Below are 25,152 nucleotides of genomic sequence, written 5' to 3'. Positions count from 1 at the left end.
CTTGCACTTTACTCTCGATCGCGCGCTCGAAACCTTTCGCCACGTAAAGTGCGATCGATATATTCAGCAAGCCCTAGTTAGTAGGGTGCGTCAGCTTGAATATTTGTTGCTTCTCAAACTAATTTCTACTTGCTGACTCCACCCTAATTTCTCCACTAAAAATGAAGTTTTTTTCGTCTGCCCGACCCGGCTTTGGATGATTGAAGTTTTGACTACACAGCTAATTACCTATTCCCCTTAACCTCTCAATTGTATTGAACTTTATACATTTGAAATAAGTCACCGCTTTGCTTTTTTACTACCTTAGCGCCCGCAGCTTTAATCATTTTTTCCCAATCTTCTATTGTCTCTAAAAATACTTCGCCGGCTCGATAAGTTTCCAAAATTGCCCAATCTTCTGCTAAAGGAGCATTGGGGTTGAGCACATCAAAAACAAAATGACCGCCCGGTTTTAGTACCCGCTTTACTTCTCCCATGACAATACTCCAATAGTCTATGGGATAGTAACAGCTAAAGCCTGTAGCGAGGCATAAATCGAACTCAGCCTCCTCGTAATTTAACTGGTGAGCGGGAGCCCATTCTACGCCTTTGAAAAGCTTAGAATTGAGCTGAGGGCCGCGAGCGTTTAAGGCGTCTCGCGCTGCGCTGCTGATTTCTTGACCGTAAAAATATGCTTCCCACTCGCGCCAAGGGTAGATGAGAAAGCTGACTCCGCAGCCAATGTCTAAACAGCGCTGATTTTTTTGAGGTTTGGCAATTTTCCAGAAGGGAGAAACTGTTTTTGCTTGGAGAGTTCCTGCAACAGATTCTAGGAAAATCGGCATTGCTTCGACTTCTTCGGGTAAAGCGAAAGCTTCTCCCCGGTATTCGCGATCGAATCGAGAAGCGACTTGCGACAGTAAAACTTGCCAGCTATCTGATTTTCCTTTAGCAAACCAAGTCTGCTCCTGACCCGCTACTGGGCGATCGGACTTTTTAGACATTCTTGAATTACCTTTTAGAAGCTTTGAGAGCTTTTGTAAAGTTTTGGCGGTAAGGCTTATTAAAAATTAACGCGGGCCAGAGCAGCGAGAGCTTCAGGCGATTTGCAAAACTTCTGTCGAAGTTAGTGCGATCGAAACCATTCCAAAATTTCCAAATACCGCCACCGTAAGCGATCAGCAATGCCAAGCTAATTAACGTACTCATTTAAAAAACCCCTAAGCAATGGATAGGATTTTGGGTCAGCTAGTCAAAGCCCTACCCTTAATCTATCATTTATCAGACGCCAAGGCGCACCGATAACCGTAGTAATTCCACCTTCAGAAAGAGACTTCAAAATCCCCGCTGGTCACAAACTTAAAAATAATACCCCCAAAATAGCTTTCACCGAGCAAGCAAGAAGGGACTGCCGCCCAAAGTGGCTGATTCTGAGGACTTATACCATTTTAGATAAAAGAATGGAAGAATTAAAGAATTGGGAATGACAATGACAGAAGGGTTTCGAGTACGGGCATACAGTTGCATTCTTTTTTTTAACTGGTATTACCCAACATCCCCTACAAATCCGAGCTCGACCGGGGAATTGGCGCGATGAAGCAAGTTCTAATTCGGTTGAAATCGGTTGCTGTTGGGGGACGGCCTGGCCGAACGGGATTTCCCAGACGTGTGACTACTCGAAGATATTTAACTAAGAACTGATTGTCGGCGGCCCACGAATTACAGCAGGCAAACTTTTTCTAGCGGACAATGGCGGTAGAGAGCTTTCTAAGCAAGGAGGATTTTATGCGTGCAGTGCTGATGGCTGGGGGGTCGGGAACGAGGCTCAGACCCCTGACGTGCGATTTGCCCAAACCGATGGTGCCGATTCTGAATCGCCCGATCGCAGAACACATTATTAATTTGCTAAAAAGGCATCAGATTACGGAAATTATTGCGACGCTGCACTACCTTCCCGATGTCATGCGCGAATATTTTACTGACGGGACAGAGTTTGGCGTTCAAATGACTTACGCTGTGGAGGAAGACCAACCGCTGGGTACGGCTGGTTGCGTCAAAAATATTGCTGAACTGCTCGATCGAACTTTTTTGGTCATCAGCGGCGACAGCATCACAGACTTCGACTTAACGGCAGCGATCAAATTTCACCGCAGCCAGCAATCCAAAGCCACGTTAATTTTAACTCGCGTTCCCAACCCAATGGAATTCGGGGTTGTGATTACCGAGGAAAATTACCGCATCAGTCGCTTTCTGGAAAAGCCTTCTAGCAGCGAAATTTTCTCCGATACTATCAATACCGGCATTTATATTTTAGAACCCGAAGTATTGGATTACCTGCCGATAAATCAGGAGTGCGACTTCTCGAAAGACTTGTTTCCCCTGCTACTGGAAAAAAATGAGCCGATGTACGGCTACATCGCCGAGGGCTACTGGTGCGATGTCGGCCAGCTAGATGTTTACCGGGAATCTCAGTATGACGCGCTGCGGGGAAAGGTCAAACTGGATTTGAGCTACTACAACGAAGTTCGATCTGGAGTTTGGGTAGGTCAGAATACTTTTATTGACGATAGCGCGATCATCGAAGTACCGGCGATGATCGGCAACAATTGCCGAATTGCAGCCCGAGTTAAACTCGATGCCGGTACAGTGATCGGAGATAACGTGACAGTCGGGGCCGACGCCAACCTCAAACGTCCCATCGTCTGGAACGGAGCAATTGTCGGTGAAGACGCTCATCTTAGGGCCTGCGTGATTTGCCGGAGCACCCGCGTAGACAGGCGCGCTCACGTCCTCGAAGGTGCTGTCGTCGGTTCAATGTCCATCGTGGGAGAAGAAGCACAAGTTGGACCAAGCGTGCGCGTCTGGCCGAGCAAAAATATTGAATCCGGCGCTCTGTTAAATCAAAATTTAATTTGGGGAGAACAAGCTAAGCGGAATTTGTTCGGTCAGCGTGGCGTTCAAGGACTGGCAAATGTGGATGTTACCCCGGAATTTGCAGTGAAATTGGGCGCGGCTTATGGCTCGACTTTGAAACCCGGGACTTCGGTATCGGTTTCTCGCGACCAGCGGAGCATTTCGCGGATGGTTTCGAGGTCTTTGATTGCGGGTTTGATGTCGGTGGGAATTAATGTGATCAATTTGGAATCGACGGCAATTCCGATCGCGCGCACGGTTTCGTCTACGCTGTCGATTGCTGGCGGCATTCACGTTCGCATTTCACCCGATCGCTCCGACCACATTTTAATTGAATTCTTCGATATCAAAGGCATCAATATTACTAAAGGAGCTGAGAAAAAAATCGAGGGGGCTTATTTTAAGGAAGATTTGCGGCGAGCTCTAATTCCCGAAATTGGAGAGATGACGTACTTTAACCAAGCTCTCGACGTTTACAACCGTATTTTTGAGCGGCAGATGAATGTTGAGGCAATACGCTACAGCAATACTAAGGTGGTAATCGATTACGTTTACGCAGTTTCTGGAGCAATTTTGCCCCAAATGCTTGCCAAGTTCGGCTGCGATGCGGTGGTTCTCAATGCCAGTCTCAAGCAAACTTCTCTAAGCAACGGAGAACGGGAATATTTGCTCGACCAACTCGGCCGGGTGGTGAAAGCACTCAGCGCTAATTTTGGAGTGCAGGTATCGGCTAACGGCGAACAGCTCATTTTGGTAGATGAGTCTGGGATAGCGATTCGCGGGGAAATGCTGACGGCGCTGATGGTAAATTTGATGCTGACTTCTCATCCCAAAGGTACAGTAGTAGTGCCGGTTCATGCGTCTTCTGCGGTGGAGGCGATCGCCCGACGCTATCAAAGCAAGGTAATCCGCACGAAGGCGAACCCAACTGCTTTGATGGAAGCCGCTAATAGGAACCCGAATGTGGTTTTGGGCGGCAGCGGCCTTATGGGTTTTATTTTCCCGCAGTTGCATCCCGGATTTGACGGAATGTTCTGCATTGCTAAAGTGATAGAAATGATGACGATTCAGGAGCGATCGCTCGGACAGATCAAGGCGGAACTTCCCCGCATCACCCACCGCAGTTACAGCGTCCGCTGTCCTTGGACTATCAAGGGTTCGCTGATGCGACATTTAGTAGAAACTCATTCGCCCGATCGTTTAGAATTATTAGATGGAGTGAAGATTTTTAACTACAGCGACGACAATTGGGTATTAGTTTTACCCGATGCTAGTGAACCGACCGTTCATATCTTCGCCAACAGTGAGGATCGAGATTGGGTATCTGAAACGTTGAAGGAGTACCGCGCCCTCGTTCACGATTTTGTCAGTCAAGCCGAGGCGGCGGTTCTCCAAGATAAATTTGGTAACGTGTAATCCGTAATCGGTGACAACTAATAGCGAATAGCGCCTAAAAATCAGTAATCACCAATTACCAATTTGCAGGCAATTCCCAAAAGCAAGACGCACAAGTCATCGGTACACGGATAGCTATTTTTTCCTTCTTCCTTCTTCTTTCTTCCTTCTTTCTTCAACATCCAATTCCCAATTACGCATAGATAACAGATGAATAGCTGCATTTTGATGGCGGAAATAATTCAACAACCGCAACTACGTTATACTCCTGACAATCAACTTCAAATCGCTGAGATGTTGGTGCAGTTTCCCGGCCCAAAACCAGAAGATCCGCCCGAACATTTGAAAGTGATAGGATGGGGAAATTTTGCTCAAGAAATTCACGAGAAATATCACGAGGGCGATCGCGTGATTATTGAGGGGCGGCTGAGCATGAATACGATCGAAAGAGATGGTATTAAAGAAAAGCGCGCTGAGCTGACAGCTCAAAGGATTTACAGTGTCGGGGCTGATGCCATGAGTGCGGCTCCTGCAGCTAGAACCGCCCCCGAACCGGCTCAAATTCGCGACACCGCCCCGGCTAATGTGCCGAGCAATGTAGTATCTTTAGGCTCGCGGAACCGCAGTTCTAACAGCGCTCCAGGCGGCGCTAACCGCACGTCTAGTTCGGATTGGAACTCGCATCAGTCTTCAAATTCTGAGTCCGATCGCCAGTCGGGTTCCTCTAACGAACCGGAAAATCCCGATTACGATCCGATTCCATTTTAAAAATTAGGGTGCATCACTTTACAACTCGACTGTTCGAGCGAAAGTGACGCACCTTAATTTAAGAGCGATCGCACTTCAGGAAAAAAAGGGCGATCCTCTTCGAGGGCTGCGCTAACAAATTTGGTCCAACTACGAGCTAAATTGCAAATTTTACAGCTTGATCGTCACAACTTTTTTCTTGCTTTTTTCGTCGCGCAGCACGACGGTATTGTAGGGTGATGTATCCGTCCCCAGCGGAATTGGCAGCTTAAAGCTGCTGCTCTTATGCTTAACTTCGCCTAAATCAATGCTTTTCGTTACATTGCCATCTGTTGCCAGATAAGCGGTAAGTTCGCCTTTATAATCTTCAATCAAAAAGTCTCTGAAGAAAAGGACTTCCCCAGCACCCTCGACATCGATACCAAGGATGACCGTACCGCTAAACGTTGCGCCTTTTTCTTCTTCATCAACCGTCGCCATTTTAATTTCCGAGGGGTCTTGACCGGACATATCTGCCATAAATTTTTTCTCGTGAGCGGAGCGCAATAATTAACAAGAATCTTACCTGACGCTAGGGGCGAGCGCAAAACTCTTAGGACGTATTTTTGCATCCGTCTTGCTTCTCTCTAAGGTTAGAGAAGCAAAATCCCGCATTATACCACCAATTTTCTCAATTCTTGAGTCAGTAAGTACAGACCGTTAAAATTATCTCTATAACACCCCCCAGTCTCGCAAACACCGCCGCGTTAATTCGATTCGATATTTAGCATTTTTAAGCCTCTGATCACAAAGGTTTCAATTGTTGAGTAAAAAAGTGTGTACCCATGTAGATGATTGATATCTGTTTGTGATCGGCAATTATATTGAATCTACAACAGAGGAGCGCGAGATCCTGCGTCAGCTATTGCTTATAATAAATGGGTACAAATTTTTAGCTCAACAGTTGTATTATTTGTGGAATAAGAGTTTGAGAACTGTGAGTACAGTTGTAGGGGGGAAGTCCAAGTTAAAGAATCCCCGTGCGTTTACGCCATTGAGTGTCAATTGTTATGGGAAACATTGATCGAGATAGGACTTGCATTCCTGACAATAAACCTGACATCGTATTAGTTCGGGGGCCGGGGGAGGCGAAAACTCAGGGGACTGAGGATTTGATTAAGAGTTCGCAGTTGTTCCGCAGTACCCAAACAAATCAGCATATCTCCTCCTTCGATCGCAGTTTCTCCGGTAGGCCCCACAATCAAAGTCCCGCCAGCGCGCCGCACTGCTAAAACCAAGGCCCCCGATTGCGATCGCAACTTGGCATTTCTCAAAGTTTCCCCAACGTATACACAACTATTGGGATCGACCAAAAATTCTTCCATGTAAAAAGAACTGTCGGTACCGGTCAAAACACCGTCTAAAAAATCCATAACTTGAGGCCGCAAAGCCGCCGCGGCCATGCGCTTTCCGCCGGTAATGTAGGGGGATACGACGGCATCGGCGCCGCCCCGCTGCAACTTCTTTACGGCTTCTTCTGTAGTGGCGCGGGCGATCGCCCGTACCTTGGGATTCAGAGTTTTCGCTGACATGACAGTGTATAAATTCTCGGCATCCGAAGGCAAAGCTGCTACTATGCAAATTGCGCGATCGATCCCCACATTCACCAAAGTTTCGTCCAAAGTCGCGTCTCCTTGGACAGCCGTATACCCCAGCGCCAAAGCTGTCTCAACCGACTGCACCGCCGAATCTATCACCACAAAAGGAATATTTTCGGCCTGAAATTCCAAAGCAATCTGACGCCCAGTCCGCCCAAAACCGCAGAGGATGTAATGCCCGATCAAAGAATCTACCAATCGTCGCTGCTGCCTAATTCTTGCTCCTTCTTGAAAATATCCTTGAATCAACGCTTCTGTAAAGCGGTTGACGATGAAACCTATCACAATCACGCCCATCAAAATCAGGCATATGGTAAACATTCGCCCACGTTTGCCGAGGGGGTGAAGTTCACCGTAGCCCACAGTTGCTAGGGTAAAGACTGTCATGTAAGCGGCATCGAGCAAAGGCCATTTTTCCATCTGCCAATACCAGAGAGTACCGGTGCATACAATGCCCCCAAGGGCGAGGACTCCGCCCCTTAAGTCTTTTTGCAGGCGCTGGTACTTTTTCTCTAAAGTTGAATACACCGATCGGGCTGACCTATTACCTATTAGCTGCTACCAATTTTAACCATATCAGCCCTAGACGCAGGGGCGGTCAATCGATTTGAGATTTGAGATTTGAGATTTTAGATTGACCCCACGGATAAATGCGGGGGCTTGAGGATTTTAGATTTGAGATTTTAGATTGATTCCACGGATAAATGCGGGGGCTTGTACCATCAAGAAATTCTTGGTCAAAAAGCCAGTTTCTGCCTAGATACTTTGCTGCCAAACTCAAGATTTTGACCTAAAGCATCCAGGATACAAGCCCCCGAATTTATGCGTGGGGTCAATGCTTCAATTCTTTAATCTAAAATCTAAAATCTCAAATCTCAAATCGATTGACTCTTAACCCGGTTTTTTTTGCGTGAGCTCCGACTGAGTTCCAATCCCGTCGCAGAGGTGGCGATTGTTTTGATTTGCGATCGGATTTGTCTGAAAATAATTGCGGGCTCCATTACAACCCTGCAGCAACAAATCGTCAAGATTAAAATTCCACAGTATCACCGTACCGTCAGCACTAGCACTAGCGATCGCTTTGCCGTCTGGACTAAAACTCGCACTCCAAACAGCATCCTTGTTACCTTTTAAAGTTTTGAGCAATGTACCGTCAATGTTCCACAGCCTCACCATTTTGTCTGTGCTTGCAGATAGCAACATTTGACTGTCGGGACTAAAGCTGATATTTGTCACTCCACTTGTATGCTTTAAAATACTTAGCGGTGTGCCGTCTTGGCTCCAAATTCTCGCAGTTCCCCCAGCACTTGCAGCCGCCAGCATTGCTCCGTCTGGACTGAAAGTTACACTCATAATTTTATCATTTTCCATCTGTAAAGTTCGCAGCAATTTGATATCGGTGCTGGCTTCGATTGACTGCTGTTTTTGCAACTTTTCCGCAACGTTTCTCAAACTCCAAAGTTTAACAGTGCCATCAGTTCCAGCCCCAGCAATTATCTGACCGTCTGGGCTAAAACTCGCGCTGGTTATCCAACCTCGCTCCACTTTTAAGCTTGACAATTCTTCACCGTTTATTTTCCATAGTTTAACAGTTCCATCGGTACTTGCTGAAGCAATAATTTTACCATCGGGACTCAAACAGACGCTTGTTATTTGACCGTGGTTTCCTTTTAAATCACGAAGCAATTTGCCATTTTTCTGCCAAATTTTTACAGTTCTGTCATCGCTGGCTGAGACAATAATCTCACCGCTAGAATTGAATATTGCACTTCTAATTTTATCAGTATGCCCTCTCAATGTTGCTTGCAAAGTTCCATTAGTTTGCCAAAGCTTGATATAATTATCATCGGTAGCAGTCACAATTGTTTGACTGTCGGGACTGAAGCTCGCGAAAGCAAGGGTACTCGCTTGGCTCTGTAAGTGGCGGCGTTCCCGAAAGTTGTAAACTGCCTGTTCGAGGGCGATCGCCACTCGCATCTGAATATCTGAACTCACTCCGAGCGAGCCTTTCATTTCTGTAACAGCTCTAATGCTTTCTAGCAAAGCTTCTTCTTTTTTATCTGCGGCAAATAGCGTTTCTGATAGCAAACTGAGAGTGAGAATTTTGTTGTTTCTTTCTTCGATTGACGGTTTTACCCAAAAAGCTACTATCAGGATTGATATTAATATGACGGCGGCTCCTGTAACTGTTTGCACTCTCAGTTGTTGCTCGCGCCAAAGTTTAACTGCAATCGCTTTTTTCTGCTTTTGTGCTTCGCTTAGTTCCTCTAGTAACTTTTTTTCGCGGCGCAGTTGTTCCATTTCAGCTTGAGTTTGTTTTTCGCGATCGCGCAATTTGGCAAATTCCGCTTCTTGACTCGCACCTAAAAATTGATAATCCTGGGTACTCAAGCTTTTATTTGCCGCCCACTGTTGGGCGTCTTCCAGTGCTTGACCGCGCAACAAGCGAGATTCGTCTTGACAATTTGTAGCTATCCATGCTGTTAGGGATTCAGCATAGGGGCGCAAGTCGCCGAGTGCTTTTTCTACCCAGCTATGGCTGAATATAGCTGCGTAAATGCGGTTGGATACGGTTAATTTTCCGGCTCGTTTTACTACTAATCCACTCAGCCACAATTCTTTTTGTTCGGGAGTATCATCCGCCCAGATTCCCCCTACCAGGGCGGGCACGGGGGCACCGCCCATACAATCGGGGGGTTCTGAAAGTGGCAATATTTTTTGATATAGTCCTAATAACCTACTGGCGCGGTGCGGACTTCTGAGAAGGCGATCGCGAATTGTTTTGATATGTACCGGTTCATCGGATGATTCCCAATTATCAATAATATGAGATTGCACTATCTCGCTAATTAACAATTGATTTGTAGTAAAATTTTGAGTTTTGCTTTCATCCGTTGAGTCTGATATAATAGAAGCCGCCGCTAAGCTGTTTACATGGTGCAGAAGCAGCTTGCAAAGCTTTTGAGTCAGAAAGGGCTGCCCTCCCGTCCAGTCCAAAATCTCTTTTAAAACCTCTTGAGGATTCTCTACTTTTCTCTCAAACCCCTTTGCTAAAGGGAGAGCTTCCTGTAATTTAAAACCGTGCAATTCAATAGCTAGACCGATATTAAAGGGCGTGCGAGTTGCATCGCTAATTAAATCAGATGGCGTAGCTACTCCCAGCAAAGCAAATGTAATGCGCTGGTATTCTGAATTGTGAGCACGTTTATTGTAGCAACATCTAATTAATGCAAAAAAATCGTCTAGCGGTTCTTGGAAACTCAGAACGCTATCAATTTCATCAATAAAAATGACCAGGTTTTGAGAAATTTTGGCCAGCAGCAATTCTTCAATTAACTCTCCTAAGCGCTGCACGGGCGACATCAACTCTCTCTCCCGCCACCAAGCCATAAACTCGACTGGGTTAAACAGGTTGAAACTGCACAATAGCTTGTAAGCGACGCCGCCGTACCACTTATCTAGAGAGACTTGCTGGTTGCCAATGTCCGAAAGGTCGATCGTAGCACAAGCAATGCCATCAGCCGAGAGCTTTTGTACAGTTCGCACCAGCAAACTGGATTTGCCCATTTGTCGGGAATTGAGTACGTAACAAAACTGTCCAGCTTTGAGGGCTTGATAAAGTTCTGAGTCAGCTTGTCGCACTACATAAGTAGGTGCATTTTGGGGGAGACTGCCTCCGATTTGATAGTGATATGTGCTTTTCATTTCTTCTAATTTGTTTAACCGAGTAATCATGTCATACTATTAAGAAAAAGGCGTTTCACCTAAATTGAGTTTTTTTCCACCAGACTGACAGGAAAGCTTGCCATTATTGAAAGTGGGGTTGTATTGTTTAATGCGCTCGGGCGAGATGTATTCTTCTCTATGTTCGCAGACTATTTCGAGTGTTTTTCGCTTACTATTATTGTTATTGGGAGTGACAAAAACGCCACCTATATAGGCAGTGGTAGACCCATCGTGAGGGTCAGTAGCGTAGCTAAATGTAGCTTGAGAGCTAGTGTCAATCCAGACTCGATGAATAAAGTCGAACTCATCTATTTTTTCTTCTGGAATGTTAAGTTTTAGCTCTGACAAAGAACTGGCAAAACTACGAGTTTGGGAATAACGCTCTTGTTGAGCGCGGTTGATGGTTAGAATAAAGTTGTCCGCATTCATCCCAGATGTCTGAGGGCCACACAAGGGAATGCCAAATTTAAGAACTGGATCTGCTGGGCGAGTTTGACCGGGAGAGTTCGCTTCGCAGACAGCTCGCATAGGTATTATTTTATCTTTCGTTATTTGGGAGCTAGTATCAGCTAGGGGAACTAAGAAAACTCCTCCAACGTAGCTTTTCAGTTTGTCATTACGAGATATGGCATAGTAGAATATAGCTTGGTCAGTCCTACGATTAGAGAAGGTATAGTCTTCTGTTTGTTTCGTAATAGTAGCATCAGTTTTCAACTGATTATCCGACTGAGAAAAAGCCAATTTATATTGATATTGATAGTATAGTTGCTGATTTTGGCAGAGAGATTGAACATGAAATTTACCTAAATTCTGGCGATTTTCAACAGCTTTTTTAGCGGAATAAAAGGAGAAAGTCGGCAGGCTAATCCCTAGAGAGACAAGCACCACAAGCCACCAACTACACACCCGTAAAGAAGAGCTACGCCGCTGTGATTTTTGTTGAATATTCGTGCTAAGCTCATCACCAGTAAAGTGCTTTTTCTCGACCATATATAAGAGTAACTCTACTAAAGTATTTACTTGTCGTGCTAGTCTTTTAGCAGCTTTTGTCCATAGCCATAAGCCAATCATTATAGCTGACATTACAGGAATAAGACCGTTATCGGGTGGTAAAATTGCCCCTGTCATCATTAAACAATATATAGTTAAACCATAACTTAAAGTCAAAGTAACTATTAAAAATAATATCATAAGAATTGTGGGATATGTTAGTTCACAAAACTCATCAAAGGATAAGTGGATGATTGCACTAAAACCTATGGTTAATGCTAGCCATACTTTTTTGCATAATTGAGCAATTTTTTTCAATAGCATAATGTACTTCCTGTCAGGCTGTTGTTCTCAGAGTGTTGATCTAATTGATCGGTGTTGTTTGCTTGTACTGAATATCTGAAATGAAAGCTGGATTCTTAAAATAAGAATCAGCCACATTGGTAACTGTACCGAATTTTTCCGCCTAAAGTCCCTATTTTGTCACGGCTGTTGTCCCACTACCGCAAACTAATTTATTATTTTGTATGGTTGGGGATAGTGGTGTAGCTGTACCGGGTTTGTCAGCCCGACACAGGATGGTTTCTGTTGTTATTGCATCCTGGGCCTTATTGGGCTTAATTCGTATTACAAATACACCCCCATTATAACTTCTAAGTTTCTCATTTGTGGAGACTCCATAATTAAATGCAATTTGCTTAGTTGCGCTAACTGAATACTTAAAATTTGTTGTCTCCGTTTTAATCCCAATTCCTAAAGTATTAACAGAAGTGGCAAAAGCACTTGTCTCTATAAATAGGGCTTGCTGTGCGCGGTTCATGGAGCCAACATACATTTTTGCTTCTGATTCCTTAGCTTTATTCCTCTGAGATAGATATGATAGAGTTGATGGAAGCTCCATTAGTAGCATGAACATACAAATCAATAATATTTGGCCCAAATCGTAAATTAAATTTTTCATTTATTCTTGCTTCATAGTCATAGCTTTCTCTCCTTAGCTTGACCATTTCATTAAATCAATTGGTTGGCTAAGCCCACCAGGCCACGGCCTCAATTAAACCCTAATGTGTTACCTGTATTGTCCCTTTACCGCAAGCAATTTTACCATTTTCATAGGTTGGTTCCGCTGGTTTAATTGTACCGGGAGAATCAGCTCCGCACAATATGAAGGTTGTAGTTATTTCCTCTTTAGTAGCATTTAGCTCAAGGTTTTTAGTAGGAACCAGAAAAACACCGCCGACATAACTTTTTAAGTCTTTTTCCTTTGCTACTGCATAATTAAATGCTGCTTTCTTAGTGGCACGAACTGAATACTTGTAATTTGTAGTTTCTGTTTTAATGCCAAGTCCCAAAGCATTAACAGAACTGGAAAAAGCCTTGTTTTCTGCAAAATAGGCTTGCTGACATCGGCTCATTGAGCTAACATACTGTTTCGCTTCCACTGTCTTATTCTTACCTTTATTGCTAGCAGTTAGAAATGATGGCAGAGCGATCGCGCCAATTACTCCAATGCCCATTAAAAGCAATAAGCATCCGCAACCATTAGGTGAAATGCTAGCTGATTTAGAATATTGTTGACTCATAGTTTTGTATCCTCCCTGTTTGTAGTAAAGACGTTAGTCCGGTAAATCTCAATTGAAGACCGATTTGATATTGTAATCGACTGTCATTATATTGCGTATCGTTAGATTATTTGGTCACTTGTGTTGTGCCTTGACCACAAGCAATTTTACCATTTTCATAGGTGGGTTCCGCTGGTTTCCTTGTACCGGGAAAATCAGCTCTGCACAATATGAACGTTGTCGTTATTTCCTCTTTAGCGGCATTTGGCTCAAAGTTTTTAGGAAGAACCAGAAAAACACCACCAACATAACTTTTTAAGTTTTTTTCCTTTGCTACTGCATAGTTAAATGCTGCTTTCTTAGTGGCGCGGACTGAATACTTGTAATTTGTTGTCTCGGTTTTAAGGTCAATTCCCAAATCCTTAACAGAACTGGAAAAAGCATTTTTTTCTGCAAAATGGGCTTGCTGAGCTTTGTTCATTGAGCTAACATAGATTTTTGCTTCTGAAATCATGGGTGTATTGCTAGTATTAAGAAATGATGCCAGAGCGATCGCACCAATTGCTCCAATGCCCATTGAAAGCAATAAGCATCCGCAACCGTTATAAGCTAAATTGCTCATACTTAATACTTGATATTTAGTCATGGTATTGTCTCCTTAAGTGGTATATACAAGGTGAATTAAAGTCGGCGAGGCAGAGGCTCTAGTTCAGCGTTACCAGGCAGAGCCTGGTAACGAGGAAAAGGAGGAAATACTAATCTCTAAGCTCGCAGCTTTTGTACTTCTTTCCGGTCAATGGATGTAGGATGAATCACTTTACTGCCGATCGCAAAATCGCGCAGTTCCACTCTCGTAAACTTCACGCCCCAAGGATCTGTCGTGGTATCCAACTCCTCGACTAAAGCATTATTGATTTCATTGCGAGCCGTGTAAAGTTCCTCCAGAGCTAATGTCGCAATGTGAGTCCGAATTGAAAGAATCAGCATATTTAACATCGCTTCCTTGAGATTCTGCACCTTGTAGGACGCTTTTTCTAAGTCAATTATCCGCCAGTACACAATAAATTCAACGGTGACGGCAACGCGATCGCGCGTCGTGCATTCTTGCGGTGCTAGGTTTAAAATTTGCTCGCGCAGAGTTTGTTTATAGGCGACTGTTTCGACAAAGGGAATCAAAAAAGTCAAACCTGGTTCGAGTTTCTTACGATCGTACTTTCCGAAAATTTCAACTAAAGCCTCATCTCCTTGACGGACGATTTTGACGCTGCTGGCTAAGGATACTCCGGTGATTGCAAACAACACCATCAAAAAATACTGATACATAGTGAATCTCCTGGTAATTTTAAGCTGTGAACTAAAGATGAATTGAGGTTAATGCCAATGTTTAGCCGTTGATGTGAATTAATCTGTCAGGTACAACAATCAGCGTGTTTCCTTCGCGGCGCAAAACGTAAACTTTTTGTCGGGGTGCGATCGCCCCTTGGGAATCTTCATTGCGAGCTTTCCACGAAGCCCCTTCATAAATCACCATTCCGGTTTCTCCGGGGAAAATTTCGGAGATAGTTGTCGCTTCCGTGGCTTCGGGAATCACAAACTTTTTGCGAACAATGAAAATTGGTCGAATCCAGATGCTCAGCGCGAGGGCTATCCCCATCCAGTAGAAGATCTGCCAGTCAAAATCTTCATACATTATGTTCGCCCAACTAAACTGAAATGCTACAGATCCTCTCCACAAAATAAATGATTCAATTAAAGCCGAAGCTCCCATCATTAGCAGGTAAAATCTGTATTTCTGGGGCTGAGTTTTTTGGATGAATTGATCGATCGCACTGAGCACAACTCCGATCAGCAACCACAACATCGGGGGGGTGAAGGCGAAACCGGGTTGATTAGTGGCTGAGGCCAGCGACCAAATTAGGATAGAATACACAATGCTTTTACCTCGTTGCGATGGGATTCAACCTTGTTATTTCTAATCTAATCAGGTGGCTATTTGACTTGGTGACTGAGTTATTTAAAAAATCATCGACTTTTCATCGACTTTTCATCGACTTTAGGGGCGGTGGGCATTTATGATGGTTTCAGTGTTTTGATTGTGATAAGCAATGCCACGATCGCTAAGGGTGCGCGAAGAGTGCATTCGCCCAGTTAAATCCTGTCTCCTGAGAAATGGCTTCCCCAGTCAAAAAATCCTGGCTGAGGATTTAGGGATGGCCCAATCTACAATCAGCCATTTTCTGAATGGCAAACCTGTGGATTATGCCAATTTCATCGAAATTTGTCGCGGATTGGGGCAGGAATGGCGCGATATAGCCGATTTTGAGGCGAATTCAGAGCCAGAGGAGGTAGTGCTGGTGAGGGCAAAAGTGGCGATCGTCTTCGAGGGCTTTCCTTCGGAGCGCTTCGCTAACGCCAACGCTCGATCGACCTCACACAAAACCCTTTCCCAGCAGTTACACCAAGCTTTGAGTGCGGGAGGCCACGAAGTCTTTTTTATTAACAACAGCAGCGACTCAGCCTCATATTTAAAGCGTTGCGATTATTTGCTGTTGCTGATTTCGGAAGAATCGGCCGCTAGCGAAATGGTATTGGAACAAGTGCAGCTAGCCAAAGAATTGCATAATTTAACTGTTCATAAACCCGCAATTTTACCTATTTTAGTTGAATTAAATACACCGCTTTCTTTTGATTTACTCAGCTATTTAGCAGGAATCCAGCCCTGGCTGTGGCGCGGTGTTGGCGACTCATTTAAGTTGTTATCACAAATTTTAACCATTATCAAAGAAGGTCGCACATCGTTAACTGCCGACAATGAGTTGGCGGTAGAATGGAAAGTAATTACTAGCACCAAACAGTCAATAATTCCACCCCTGCCAGCAGCGCCGCCAGAATTGCCGGGAGGACAAGTTGAAATAGCTTCTCGTTTTTATATCGATCGCCCTCCGATCGAATCCCGCTGTTACGAGACGATCGCCCAACCGGGAGCCCTGATCCGCATCAAAGCACCCAGACAAATGGGCAAAACTTCCTTGATGGCGAGGATTTTGCATCACGCAGAAGTGCAAGGTTCTCGCACGGTAGCACTGAGTTTTCAGCTAGCCAATAGGAAAATATTCGCTAATTCAGATACATTTTTGCAGTGGTTTTGTGCTAGCATCGGTCAAGAATTAGGAATGCTGGAGCAGTTGCCCAAGTGTTGGGAATTAGCCGATTTGATTGGCAGCAATCAGTGCTGCAAGGCTTATTTTGAACAGTATTTGCTGTCAGAATCCTCAAAACCTCTGACGTTAGGCTTGGATGAGAGCGATCGCCTGTTTGAATCACCGGAAATTGCCGATGATTTTTTTGGGTTATTGCGGGCTTTGCACGAAGAAGCAAAACGGCGAGATATTTGGAAAAAGTTGCGCTTGATTGTGGTGCATTCTACGGAAGTATATATCCCGCTGGATGTGAATAAATCGCCGTTTAATGTGGGTTTACCGATTGAATTGCCGGAGTTTAATTCCCAGCAAGTGCAAGATTTGGCAAAGGGGCACGGATTGAATTGGAGTGGGAATGAAGTTGCAGAATTGATGGGGTTAGTGGGCGGAAATCCTTATTTAGTACGGCTAGGAATGTATCATATTTCGCGTCAAGATGTCACTTTAGATCGGTTAGTGAAAGAATCTACACCTGAAGCGGGAATTTACAGCGATCATTTACGACGACATTTATGGAATTTAGAGAAATATTCGGAATTAATGGAGGCGATGAGAGAGATTGTGAGTGTTTCCCAGCCAGTTAGATTGAGGTCAGAATTGGGGTTTAAGTTAAATAGTATGGGGTTGGTGAAATTGGATGGAAATCATTGCATTCCGAGATGTCGGTTGTATCAGGAGTATTTTGGCGATCGGCTTGACTGCAAATAATCCCTATTTACCCGATAGCCAAATCCACACTAACTACAAATTCGGGAAAAGCCAGCGGCGAAACTTCGTCGCCCCGCCAAAACCTCAGCATTAAACTGTAACCGTTAACCGTTGGCTGGCGGTAAACTTCCAAGCAGTTTTCCTGTAAATTTACTATCCAGACTTCCTGAATTTGCGATCGGGCGTAAATAGGAAGTTTCACGTCTCTATCATAATCTATTGAAGTGTCAGCTACTTCTATTAATAGTAAAACTTCCGATGGTAGGGGATGGGCGGTTGAATAGTAATCGGCGCGAGGTTGCAGCAATACTAAATCGGGTTGCGGTTCCGTGCGATCGCTCAACAGCACGGGGTTCTGCACGTCGAAAATAACCAAATTTTCTGGAATTTGGCTGCACAGTCTGGCTAAGCGCCTCACAGACGAAGCGTGACGAGTTCCAATTGCGGCCATTTGAACAAGTTCTCCTTCTATCAATTCTACGCGATCGCCCTCTGAAAGAATACCAGCTTTACCCATCAGATGGTATTCTTCTACGGTGAAAAGTCTTTTGAGCAACTGCACTGCCATAACTTACCGTTCCTCTAATTATTTCTTCGATTATAGTCATACGCCCTATTAAATGCCAGTGATGTCTAAAGTCGATGAGAACTCGATGAAAAGTCAGTCGAGTTCTCAAATAGCCTGGTGATTTAATAGAGATAGAGTAGAAGCAAGGCACAATATGCGAGGTTTGCATACCCCGCCGCACTTAGTGATATATTCAGTTTAACCTCAATGAGGCATTTACCTGAAACCTGAATATTGTCGCGCCTCTCCTCCAATCATTACTCGCTGGAAAACTAATCGGCTAACACATTTGAAGAACAATCATGCAGCTTAAGAAAAATCCTCAACTCGATGCATTCGATAAAAAAGCGGAATCTTCAGAAAAAAACATTCTCCCTGACAAAAAACGTAAATCATGGGTAGGAACTTTACTGAGAATCACTTTTATTTATTTTCCTTTGGGTAGCATAATAGTTGGTGCGATCGCGTTGCCGAATCTGCTCTCTTGTAGCAATAAAGCGAAGCAGTCAGAAGCTAAACAATATGTTAGATCAATGAACCGCGCTCAACAAGCTTATTTTGCCGAAAAAGGTGTTTTTGCAACTTCCCTTGATGCCCTCGATCTTGGTCTTAAGTCTCAAACAACCAACTACAATTATTCAGTAATTGCTGGTAAAAAAGCTGCATTTAGTTACGGCGTATCCCGCACGGTACAAAAGGATACCAAGAGCGTTGTCGGAGCTGTTTTTTTAGTACCCACTCCTCTTGCCAATGCTAAGAAAGCTGCCGATACAAGTACGATGATAACTATATTATGTATCGCCAAATCTGATAGTCCAACTCCACCTCCTGAACCAATAAATATTAATGGTAAATTAGCTTGCGGTGATGGAACAGTAGAATTGAATAAGTAAAATGCGACCAAAATTATGCCAGAAATTGTCAAAGGGTTCGTCATCTTAGCTTGCATCTTCATTCCTCTAGAAAGAATCTTGGCCTTGCACAAGCAAAAGATATTCCGTCTCGGATGGGCAACGGATGCCACTTATTTTTTTACAGGTCACTTTATTGGCACATCAGGCGCTATTGTTGTGACTGTAATTTTGTCGCTGATGACTAATTTACTCAACCCGGAATTGCAAAGTAAAGTAGCATCTCAACCTGTGTGGTTGCAGTTGGCAGAAGCAGTTATCATTTCAGATATGGCATATTATATTGCTCACAGACTACTGCATGAAGTACCCTGGCTTTGGCAATTTCATGCAGTCCATCACAGCATTGAACACATGGATTGGTTAGCAGCAGTGCGGGTGCATCCCTGCGAGCAAATCTTTACTCAGATTTGCAAAATTCTGCCTCTTTACTGGTTGGGGTTTAGTAAGGAGAGTTTGGTAGCTTATGCTCTTTATTCGGCGGCGCTCGCTTTCTTAATTCATTCTAATATTAAATTAAAATTTGGCATCCTAAAATGGTTCGTAGCCACCCCACAATTTCATCACTGGCATCACAGTAAAATTCCCCAAATCCACAACAAAAACTTTGCTGTTCAGTTGCCACTGTTAGATTTGCTATTTGGCACTATCTATATGCCAACCAAAAAAATGCCTCATCAATATGGAATCTCTGATTCTATACCTGCTGGATATGTCGGACAAATGTTCTATCCATTTTCAAGGATGATGAAAAATGCTAGATGAAAATGCAAAACCAGGTATTAAGCGCTATTCTCGCCTTTTGCTGGCAATTATGGGTTTTGGCTTGACGAGTGTTGCTTCTGTGGGTGCAGTTGCCCTATTTCATCACATGGATATCCTAACTTTTATCGCCAGTTTAGATACGAAACAAGTAACTGTTGCCCAGTTGCAGCAGGGTAAGTTGAAACCAGTGATTTTGATAGATGTGCGATCGCCAGAAGAATACGCGGAAGATCGCATCGGTGACAGTCCCCTTGTTCCCCTAATTGATATTGAGATGGGGTTCGGTGTTAAGCAGATTCAATCCATTGTAAAAGCTAGAGTTAAATCCGATCAACCTCAGCCCGTAATTGTACTTTATTGTGCCAGAGGAACACGATCGGTTAAAGCATACAAACAGTTGGAAAAAGTCGCTCGGTATTCCCAAGAATCTGGAGGAAATGATACTAATAAGATTAAGGATATTAGCCTGAATTTTGTTATCCTTTCAGGCGGTATCAAAGCGTGGCGACAAGCAGTGCCGGCTGCAAAAGATGCTCAGATATTAGCCCCAATTACTTTGCACAGCTTGATAAAGTCTCCATCAGTCACCCTGCTTTCGGAATGAATCGGGGCAGTTGTGACCAAATTGATTTCTATCAAATCTCTATCAATGGAAGGGTGTATGCGGCTGACAGATTAGCTATCTTCAAGAAAAGTAGCCATAATCCTCAGCAATCTGCAACGGTTGGCTGTTTTGGCAGGTACCAAAATAATTAGAGTTAGCATAACTTGATTCCATGCAAAACACGATAGACATACTTCCTTCTTCAGACTCGCGGACTCTTTCCAAAAAGCAAGCCGTACTCCCAAATTATGAAGCAGCCGATCGCCAATTTGTCAATTTGCTAGAATTCGAGGATTTAGACAAGACGGTGGCGACAAAACCGTTACTTGTCAGCGATTTTGAAAGCGCGATCGCCTATGCACTTCAAGCAGCTTACCAACAGGAACCGGGCGATGAGGCCGCTCACCGCTTCTTGCAGCGCGTACTTTACCGCATCAACCGCCTCAACTTGTTTTGGTACGATGATTTGCGCCGCTACAATAACGAGCGATCGCACTATTTGCGTTCCGTGCGCGATCGCATTGAGGAACCTTGGCAGCAGTGGGAAATCGCACAAATCGACGTTGCAGCGCTGCAAAAATTGCCGGATGTCAAGCAAGCCCTGCGCGATCGCGCCGCCGCCGATGTCGATCCTCCTTTGAACGAGAGCGATCGCTATTTGCGGGAACAGATGACAGCAGCCGGATACAGACACCTGCTGGCGGTCGCCTCTTTCGACGGTTTAGTGGAAGCCAGCCGCCTTTCTCGCATCCTCGGTGGCGCCGGCAACGAAATTCAGTGCACCCTTACCCGAGTGCTGATGGAAGAATACGGCGGCGGTCGCCTCCCCCGCAAGCACTCGACCTTTTTTGCTCAAATGCTGGCTGAATTCGATATGAGTACAGAACCAGAAGCGTACTTCGATTTAGTGCCTTGGCAAGTGCTCGCAAGCATTAATCACAACTTTCTGCTGACGGAACGCAAGCGCCATTTTCTGCGTTACAACGGCGGACTCACTTATTTTGAGGTGGCGGGGCCCGTCGCTTACCGCAATTATCTAGCCGCCGCCCAGCGTTTGGATCTCTCGCAGGCTGCGATGGGTTATTGGGAACTGCACATCAAAGAAGATGAGCGTCACGGCCGCTGGATGTTGGATGAAGTGGCGATCCCGCTGGTTGATAGATACCCGCAGGAGGCTTGGGAGCTGGTGTTGGGGTACGATCAGGAGAAGTCGATCGGCGATCGGGCTGCGGCTGCTGTAGTGCGATCGATCCAAGCCACAGAACGGAATTAACGGCTATATAGTAGGGTGCCTCAGAGATTGATGCACCCTAGATCTTGCACGTTCTCAATAAGCCTTTGAGGAACAGGCAAGATGCCTGTTCCACAAGAAATACACTCTTTGTGGAACAGGCATCTTGCCAGTTGCTGACAATGGTGCAACATCTCAGAGGCACCGCTGTATTTTAAAATGCTGTCATTAACTGAATTAGCTCGATCGACAAATCTCTTTGCGACTTTTGGTGCTTCTTAAACAAAACTCCAGCCAGCAGATAGATGTTTTCCGAATAAAAAGCCATTCCCTGTTTTCGCAGAGTGGCGATCGCGCTTTTCACTTTGGGTTCCGAACTATAATAGCCAAAAGTTAAAGGTGCAATTTCAAAATTCGCAACCGAGTAGCCTCGATCCAAGGCATAATCTATCAAACCCACAGGATTAGAATAGCTAGAAACCATCAGCAAAACTTCATCGCAGCCCAAAGATAAAAGTTTCTTAGCAATTGTCGAACCATCACTCCCGCCGTGCAACAGCGGCTGGTAAATCTTATCATCCACCGCCGGCAAGTAAGGCGGATTTGAGATGACACAATCCGCCGACTCGTATAAAGGCGAATCAAAAAAAGAGCAATTGTTGACCGTGTATTTTTCGCTCAGTTGATATTCCTTAATTTGAGACTGAGCAATTTTCCAAGCTACATTATTTAGCTCAAATCCCTGTATTGTCCCATCAAAATCACTTCTCAGCAAAGACTTAATAACGGGACTTCCCTCTCCTGAACCAAACTCTACGATAAGTCGAGAATTGTCACTAGCATTTAACACTAAACTTTCCAAGCAGTGCGCGTAAAAATCCGATTCTTCCGGGCAGTGGAATACCTGTTTCAGAGGATGGGATGAAGTGAGCATAAATTCTGTAACAAAGTTGACTATTTTTAAAGTATCGAATAAGTAATATTCCAGCCATCTGTCGCAAGAGCTATTTTATCAACTTGTACAATCTATATCTTCCTGTTATACCGGGTGCGATCGAATAACTATTACTGCCGGCAGATTATGCAATTAACTAGATTAATCCGATTGACAGATTGCAATTAGAACACTTGCTGGTGAGATATTACCTAAGCAACTAATTGTAAATTTTAATAGTGTCAGATATGACCTTTTTTAATTATTCAGTTCCCCCTCTGCGCCGGAAACAGATTAACATCAATGTTCAGGATTTAGAAGGGCTTTGGCAGGTTCAGTTTCCTCTTGGCAAAGATCGATTTTATTCACAATTTTATACTTGTCTCGATCGAACTTGCTTGCTGTGGAGCTTGCTGTTAATACCCATCTTCGGCACAGCACAATTTTTTTCTGTGAGTTGGATGCTGCAAGCAGGTTTATGGTCAACGCTCAGCCTCGTAGGTACAGCAGCAATGGTAAGTATGACATACTCTTGGGTCAAAATAGAACGCCTGATTTGGGTGCTTTACGGTTGGGTAATACTAATGTTATTAGGATTGCTGATGACCGATTTAGCAATTTTTCTCAGATGGGGAAAAGTGTTGGCTAATCTCTGTCCCCTGTGGTTGGGAATGAGCGGAATTGGGTATTTGGGGACTGGATTTGCAGTGCGATCGCGCGCGCTTTTAGCTGCAAGTTTATTTCACCTGTTAGGGATTTTGATTTTGCCTTACACGGGCGGTTGGTCTTTCCTATTTACGGGAACCGTAATGGTATTTAGCTTGCTCGTTTTAGCTGAATTGCAATGGGATATGCGCCAGCCTCTTAACAGGCTGCATTAACTTCTGTACCTCCGCGCTTCCCACAGCTATCAACGTAAAGCATTAACCACAAGTGATGAGTACATTGCTCAGGACTGATGATATCCTGCCCGCTAGAATAACGTCACTGCAATTGGTTGGTAGTGAGGATGCTTCGTTCTCATCAAAAGTTGAGGAATGAAGCCCTCACTACACAACGGATAGGCGTTATGTTAGCGGACACGATATTACTAATGGCTGATAACTAATTGCCACCAGACTGTACAGATTTGCGGGTTTGGTTAGTATCGTCGCCCTTGTGATGCCACGTGCCACCTTCGCCTTTAACATATTCAGATTTTACGCTGTTCCAAGCAACGCTAGTAGCACCATCGGCGCTCATTCCATCTTCACTAGCGCTCTTAAAAGCTGCCTGAAAAATTTGTTTCGCTCCTTGGGGGAGTTCTTGTGCTTCTGAAGGTAAGGTATCAAATTGTTGTTCTGGCATAATGACCTCTAATTATTAAACACAAATTAAATGTTATATACTAGAACCCACTCCTTTCCTCTCTCTAAAAGCAAGTTTAAGATTGCATTCTTATCCGTCCGAAGACAGATGTAATATTAAATTTATTGGGAAAATATAATGCAACTTAATTGCCGTTGCTGGTTCAGCCGGATTTTGCTAATTTCCCTCCTCAAACAGCCATTAATCTGACTTCGGCTTTTTCACCTGCGAACTTAGAAAATACGTCAGCGCAGCGATTACTAAAGCGATACCCGCTCCCAAGGGAAGGATGTTCGTCCCGCCGTTCCACCGAACTACCTCAGAGAGAAACAATACACTCAACACTACTACAATGACGCTGGTGAGTTTGGTTTTCAGGTCATCAATGGTGTGAATTTCCAGCCAGTGTGGTACTTTGATGCGCTCGTCTATAAACAGCTCGTAAAGCCCGAGGGCAGTAATGTAAAATACTGTGGCGAGGAGAAACAAATCTACAACTTCGATGCTAGACAGAATCAGTTGTTTGGAGTTTTCGCTGGTAACCGGTACTTGAGCTGTGTGCACGATGGTAACGAAGGTTTCCAGGGCACCGTAGATCAAAAGCGTCACAGACGTTGCAAAAGAACCAAATACAGCGATTAACATTAGATAGCGACTTCTGGCAAGAACTCGATGCAGCATAGTTGATGTCCGTTTGGAAAATGTGTTAGAGAACAAGCGCTCTCTGGCATACCTTGGGTTTTACTATATCAGAGTTTGCCCGATCGCACTCACAAGCAATTCTGACGAGTGCGCCGCCGCTGGTTAATTTAATGTCGCGCGGGCCCGAGTCGGATAGCCCTCAGTTCGCCTTAGTGTTTGAGGTAACTCAAAGCCCAGTCAAAAGCCTTGCTGTTGGGGGGTGCAGGTGTTCTGGCCGCTCAGAGCGAGCCATCGGGCGTTTTGAGATAATTTAGTTTCCTGAGAAAGTTTGAGCGGTATGCTACCAGGGGCCAAATTGCCAGCAGCCAGTTAAGGAAAAATAGCGCTCAAAAAAATTTTAAACTAACTCATCTGGCGGAACGCTAAGCCAAAATTGACGGTGACAAAATCAAGAATTTCTGCCTCAAAGCACCTGCAGCCGGGGAAAAATCATAGGAATAACCGCGCTTGTCTCAGAAAGCCGGTTGATTCGTATATGTCTCGTTACTCAACCCAAAATTTTTCAGAGCAACCCGGTTTCTATCCCCCGTGTGCAAGTTTTGATTTAGCTAGTCGGCCACTAAATTAAATTTCATCCACCACGTGAAATAAAAAGCCATTTTGTCAAATATTCCTAAAGATGAATGGCGAACTTGAAGCATACGTAATAGCTTATAAACTGTTAACGCAGCGGTGTAATTAATCAGGGAAAAATAATCGAGGGAACGGGACTAAATTTGCTTCCTTACCTTCATTATTCCGCAGCTAAGGTTAGAAAATTTGCACCTTACGCTGTCAATTTGACCTTGCGGTTTTGGCATCACAAGCGATCGCAGCACTCTAGGTAAAAGCAAGAATTAGCATGAAATCTTCTAAATTGTTGAAAGTTGTTTTAGCAAGCGCTTGTACTTTAGGTTTAGCAACGGTTTCCTTAGCAGTGCCTGCTTCAGCCCAGTCGGGCGGTGCTGGCGGCGGTGCTGGCGGCGGTGCTGGCGGTAGCGCCGGCACAGGCACAAGCGGTACGACTGGCACGGGTACAAGCGGTACAAGCGGTACGACTGGCACGGGTACAAGCGGTACAAGCGGTACGACTGGCACGGGTACAAGCGGTACAAGCGGTACGACTGGCACGGGTACAAGCGGTACAAGCGGTACGACTGGCACGGGTACAAGCGGTACAAGCGGTACGACTGGCACGGGTACAAGCGGTACAAGCGGTACGACTGGCACGGGTACAAGCGGTACAAGCGGTAC

Annotated in this window: 23 protein-coding genes and 1 pseudogene; 9 read left to right on the top strand and 15 right to left on the bottom strand. The window is 44.6% G+C overall.

All coding sequences use genetic code 11. The features are described 5' to 3' along the window. Window positions 1-245: 245 nt before the first annotated feature. Both QUA04_RS17050 and QUA04_RS17045 read right to left on the bottom strand, forming a co-directional pair. On the bottom strand, window positions 246-983 hold the full coding sequence (locus QUA04_RS17050) for a class I SAM-dependent methyltransferase (protein WP_333258510.1): 738 nt from the start codon (window positions 981-983) through the stop codon (window positions 246-248). A 7-nt stretch (window positions 984-990) separates the two neighbouring features. Continuing rightward, entirely contained in the window at window positions 991-1,188 is a 198-nt protein-coding gene (locus QUA04_RS17045) for a hypothetical protein (RefSeq protein ID WP_333030091.1), read from the bottom strand. A gap of 576 nt (window positions 1,189-1,764) precedes the next feature. Between QUA04_RS17045 and QUA04_RS17040 the strand changes: the two genes are divergently transcribed. Beyond that, window positions 1,765-4,308: a mannose-1-phosphate guanyltransferase gene (locus QUA04_RS17040; protein WP_333258508.1), complete on the top strand. Its 2,544-nt coding sequence runs from the start codon at window positions 1,765-1,767 to the stop codon at window positions 4,306-4,308. A 189-nt stretch (window positions 4,309-4,497) separates the two neighbouring features. After that, window positions 4,498-5,055, top strand: a complete 558-nt coding sequence (locus QUA04_RS17035; RefSeq protein ID WP_333258506.1) for a single-stranded DNA-binding protein — start codon at window positions 4,498-4,500, stop codon at window positions 5,053-5,055. A gap of 150 nt (window positions 5,056-5,205) precedes the next feature. Here QUA04_RS17035 and QUA04_RS17030 read toward each other — a convergent pair whose 3' ends face one another. The 9 genes from QUA04_RS17030 to QUA04_RS16990 all read right to left on the bottom strand — a co-directional run bounded on the left by QUA04_RS17030 (window position 5,206) and on the right by QUA04_RS16990 (window position 14,879). Continuing rightward, window positions 5,206-5,553, bottom strand: coding sequence for a hypothetical protein (locus tag QUA04_RS17030; RefSeq protein WP_333258504.1), 348 nt, complete (start codon window positions 5,551-5,553; stop codon window positions 5,206-5,208). Between the two features lie 587 nt (window positions 5,554-6,140). Further along, complete coding sequence (locus QUA04_RS17025) at window positions 6,141-7,199, bottom strand: potassium channel protein (protein WP_333258502.1); 1,059 nt, start codon at window positions 7,197-7,199, stop codon at window positions 6,141-6,143. A 363-nt stretch (window positions 7,200-7,562) separates the two neighbouring features. After that, window positions 7,563-10,376: an AAA-like domain-containing protein gene (locus tag QUA04_RS17020; RefSeq protein WP_333258500.1), complete on the bottom strand. Its 2,814-nt coding sequence runs from the start codon at window positions 10,374-10,376 to the stop codon at window positions 7,563-7,565. A 39-nt stretch (window positions 10,377-10,415) separates the two neighbouring features. Beyond that, entirely contained in the window at window positions 10,416-11,711 is a 1,296-nt protein-coding gene (locus QUA04_RS17015; RefSeq protein ID WP_333258498.1) for a type IV pilin-like G/H family protein, read from the bottom strand. Window positions 11,712-11,862: 151 nt separating this feature from the next. Beyond that, entirely contained in the window at window positions 11,863-12,348 is a 486-nt protein-coding gene (locus QUA04_RS17010) for a type IV pilin-like G/H family protein (RefSeq protein ID WP_333258496.1), read from the bottom strand. 100 nt (window positions 12,349-12,448) lie between these two features. Next, window positions 12,449-12,970 carry a type IV pilin-like G/H family protein gene (locus tag QUA04_RS17005; protein ID WP_333258494.1) on the bottom strand — a complete coding sequence of 174 codons (522 nt, stop codon included), beginning with the start codon at window positions 12,968-12,970 and terminating at the stop codon, window positions 12,449-12,451. Window positions 12,971-13,076: 106 nt separating this feature from the next. Then, window positions 13,077-13,595, bottom strand: a complete 519-nt coding sequence (locus QUA04_RS17000) for a type IV pilin-like G/H family protein (protein WP_333258492.1) — start codon at window positions 13,593-13,595, stop codon at window positions 13,077-13,079. A gap of 116 nt (window positions 13,596-13,711) precedes the next feature. Beyond that, entirely contained in the window at window positions 13,712-14,272 is a 561-nt protein-coding gene (locus tag QUA04_RS16995) for an SPFH domain-containing protein (RefSeq protein WP_333258490.1), read from the bottom strand. A 61-nt stretch (window positions 14,273-14,333) separates the two neighbouring features. Then, entirely contained in the window at window positions 14,334-14,879 is a 546-nt protein-coding gene (locus tag QUA04_RS16990; RefSeq protein ID WP_333258488.1) for an NfeD family protein, read from the bottom strand. A 175-nt stretch (window positions 14,880-15,054) separates the two neighbouring features. On the opposite strand from QUA04_RS16990, the gene QUA04_RS16985 reads away from it, so the two are divergent. Beyond that, the gene (locus QUA04_RS16985) at window positions 15,055-16,857 is read left to right on the top strand and encodes an AAA-like domain-containing protein (protein WP_333258486.1); all 1,803 of its coding nucleotides are present in this window, start codon (window positions 15,055-15,057) and stop codon (window positions 16,855-16,857) included. A gap of 7 nt (window positions 16,858-16,864) precedes the next feature. On the opposite strand, the gene QUA04_RS16980 is transcribed toward QUA04_RS16985, so the two are convergent. Then, window positions 16,865-17,425, bottom strand: coding sequence for a Uma2 family endonuclease (locus QUA04_RS16980; RefSeq protein WP_333094672.1), 561 nt, complete (start codon window positions 17,423-17,425; stop codon window positions 16,865-16,867). A gap of 302 nt (window positions 17,426-17,727) precedes the next feature. Between QUA04_RS16980 and QUA04_RS16975 the strand changes: the two genes are divergently transcribed. The 4 genes from QUA04_RS16975 (at window position 17,728) to QUA04_RS16960 (ending at window position 20,978) form a co-directional block, all read left to right on the top strand. Beyond that, window positions 17,728-18,318, top strand: a complete 591-nt coding sequence (locus QUA04_RS16975; protein WP_333258484.1) for a type IV pilin-like G/H family protein — start codon at window positions 17,728-17,730, stop codon at window positions 18,316-18,318. 15 nt (window positions 18,319-18,333) lie between these two features. Continuing rightward, the gene (locus tag QUA04_RS16970) at window positions 18,334-19,101 is read left to right on the top strand and encodes a sterol desaturase family protein (protein WP_333258482.1); all 768 of its coding nucleotides are present in this window, start codon (window positions 18,334-18,336) and stop codon (window positions 19,099-19,101) included. After that, the gene (locus QUA04_RS16965) at window positions 19,091-19,705 is read left to right on the top strand and encodes a rhodanese-like domain-containing protein (RefSeq protein WP_333258480.1); all 615 of its coding nucleotides are present in this window, start codon (window positions 19,091-19,093) and stop codon (window positions 19,703-19,705) included. The genes QUA04_RS16970 and QUA04_RS16965 overlap by 11 nt, the downstream gene beginning before the upstream one ends. 172 nt (window positions 19,706-19,877) lie before the next feature. Next, entirely contained in the window at window positions 19,878-20,978 is a 1,101-nt protein-coding gene (locus QUA04_RS16960) for an iron-containing redox enzyme family protein (protein WP_333258478.1), read from the top strand. Between the two features lie 172 nt (window positions 20,979-21,150). Here the strand turns inward: QUA04_RS16960 and QUA04_RS16955 are convergent, their stop codons facing one another. Next, complete coding sequence (locus tag QUA04_RS16955) at window positions 21,151-21,870, bottom strand: SAM-dependent methyltransferase (RefSeq protein WP_333258476.1); 720 nt, start codon at window positions 21,868-21,870, stop codon at window positions 21,151-21,153. Between the two features lie 248 nt (window positions 21,871-22,118). On the opposite strand from QUA04_RS16955, the gene QUA04_RS16950 reads away from it, so the two are divergent. Continuing rightward, a complete protein-coding gene (locus tag QUA04_RS16950) occupies window positions 22,119-22,751 on the top strand; it encodes a hypothetical protein (protein ID WP_333258475.1) in 633 nt (210 codons plus the stop codon). Between the two features lie 223 nt (window positions 22,752-22,974). On the opposite strand, the gene QUA04_RS16945 is transcribed toward QUA04_RS16950, so the two are convergent. Both QUA04_RS16945 and QUA04_RS16940 read right to left on the bottom strand, forming a co-directional pair. Beyond that, the gene (locus QUA04_RS16945) at window positions 22,975-23,217 is read right to left on the bottom strand and encodes a ChaB family protein (protein WP_333258473.1); all 243 of its coding nucleotides are present in this window, start codon (window positions 23,215-23,217) and stop codon (window positions 22,975-22,977) included. Between the two features lie 201 nt (window positions 23,218-23,418). Next, a complete protein-coding gene (locus QUA04_RS16940) occupies window positions 23,419-23,898 on the bottom strand; it encodes a YqhA family protein (protein ID WP_333258471.1) in 480 nt (159 codons plus the stop codon). 862 nt (window positions 23,899-24,760) lie between these two features. On the opposite strand from QUA04_RS16940, the pseudogene QUA04_RS16935 reads away from it, so the two are divergent. Then, window positions 24,761-25,152: pseudogene (locus QUA04_RS16935) on the top strand (hypothetical protein); the annotation flags it as partial.

This window comes from Microcoleus sp. S13_C5 (genome assembly GCF_036700845.1).
GTDB lineage: Bacteria > Cyanobacteriota > Cyanobacteriia > Cyanobacteriales > Microcoleaceae > Microcoleus.
The sequence above is the reverse complement of the archived record's forward strand: the minus strand, read 5'-3'. Positions and strand labels throughout refer to the sequence as shown.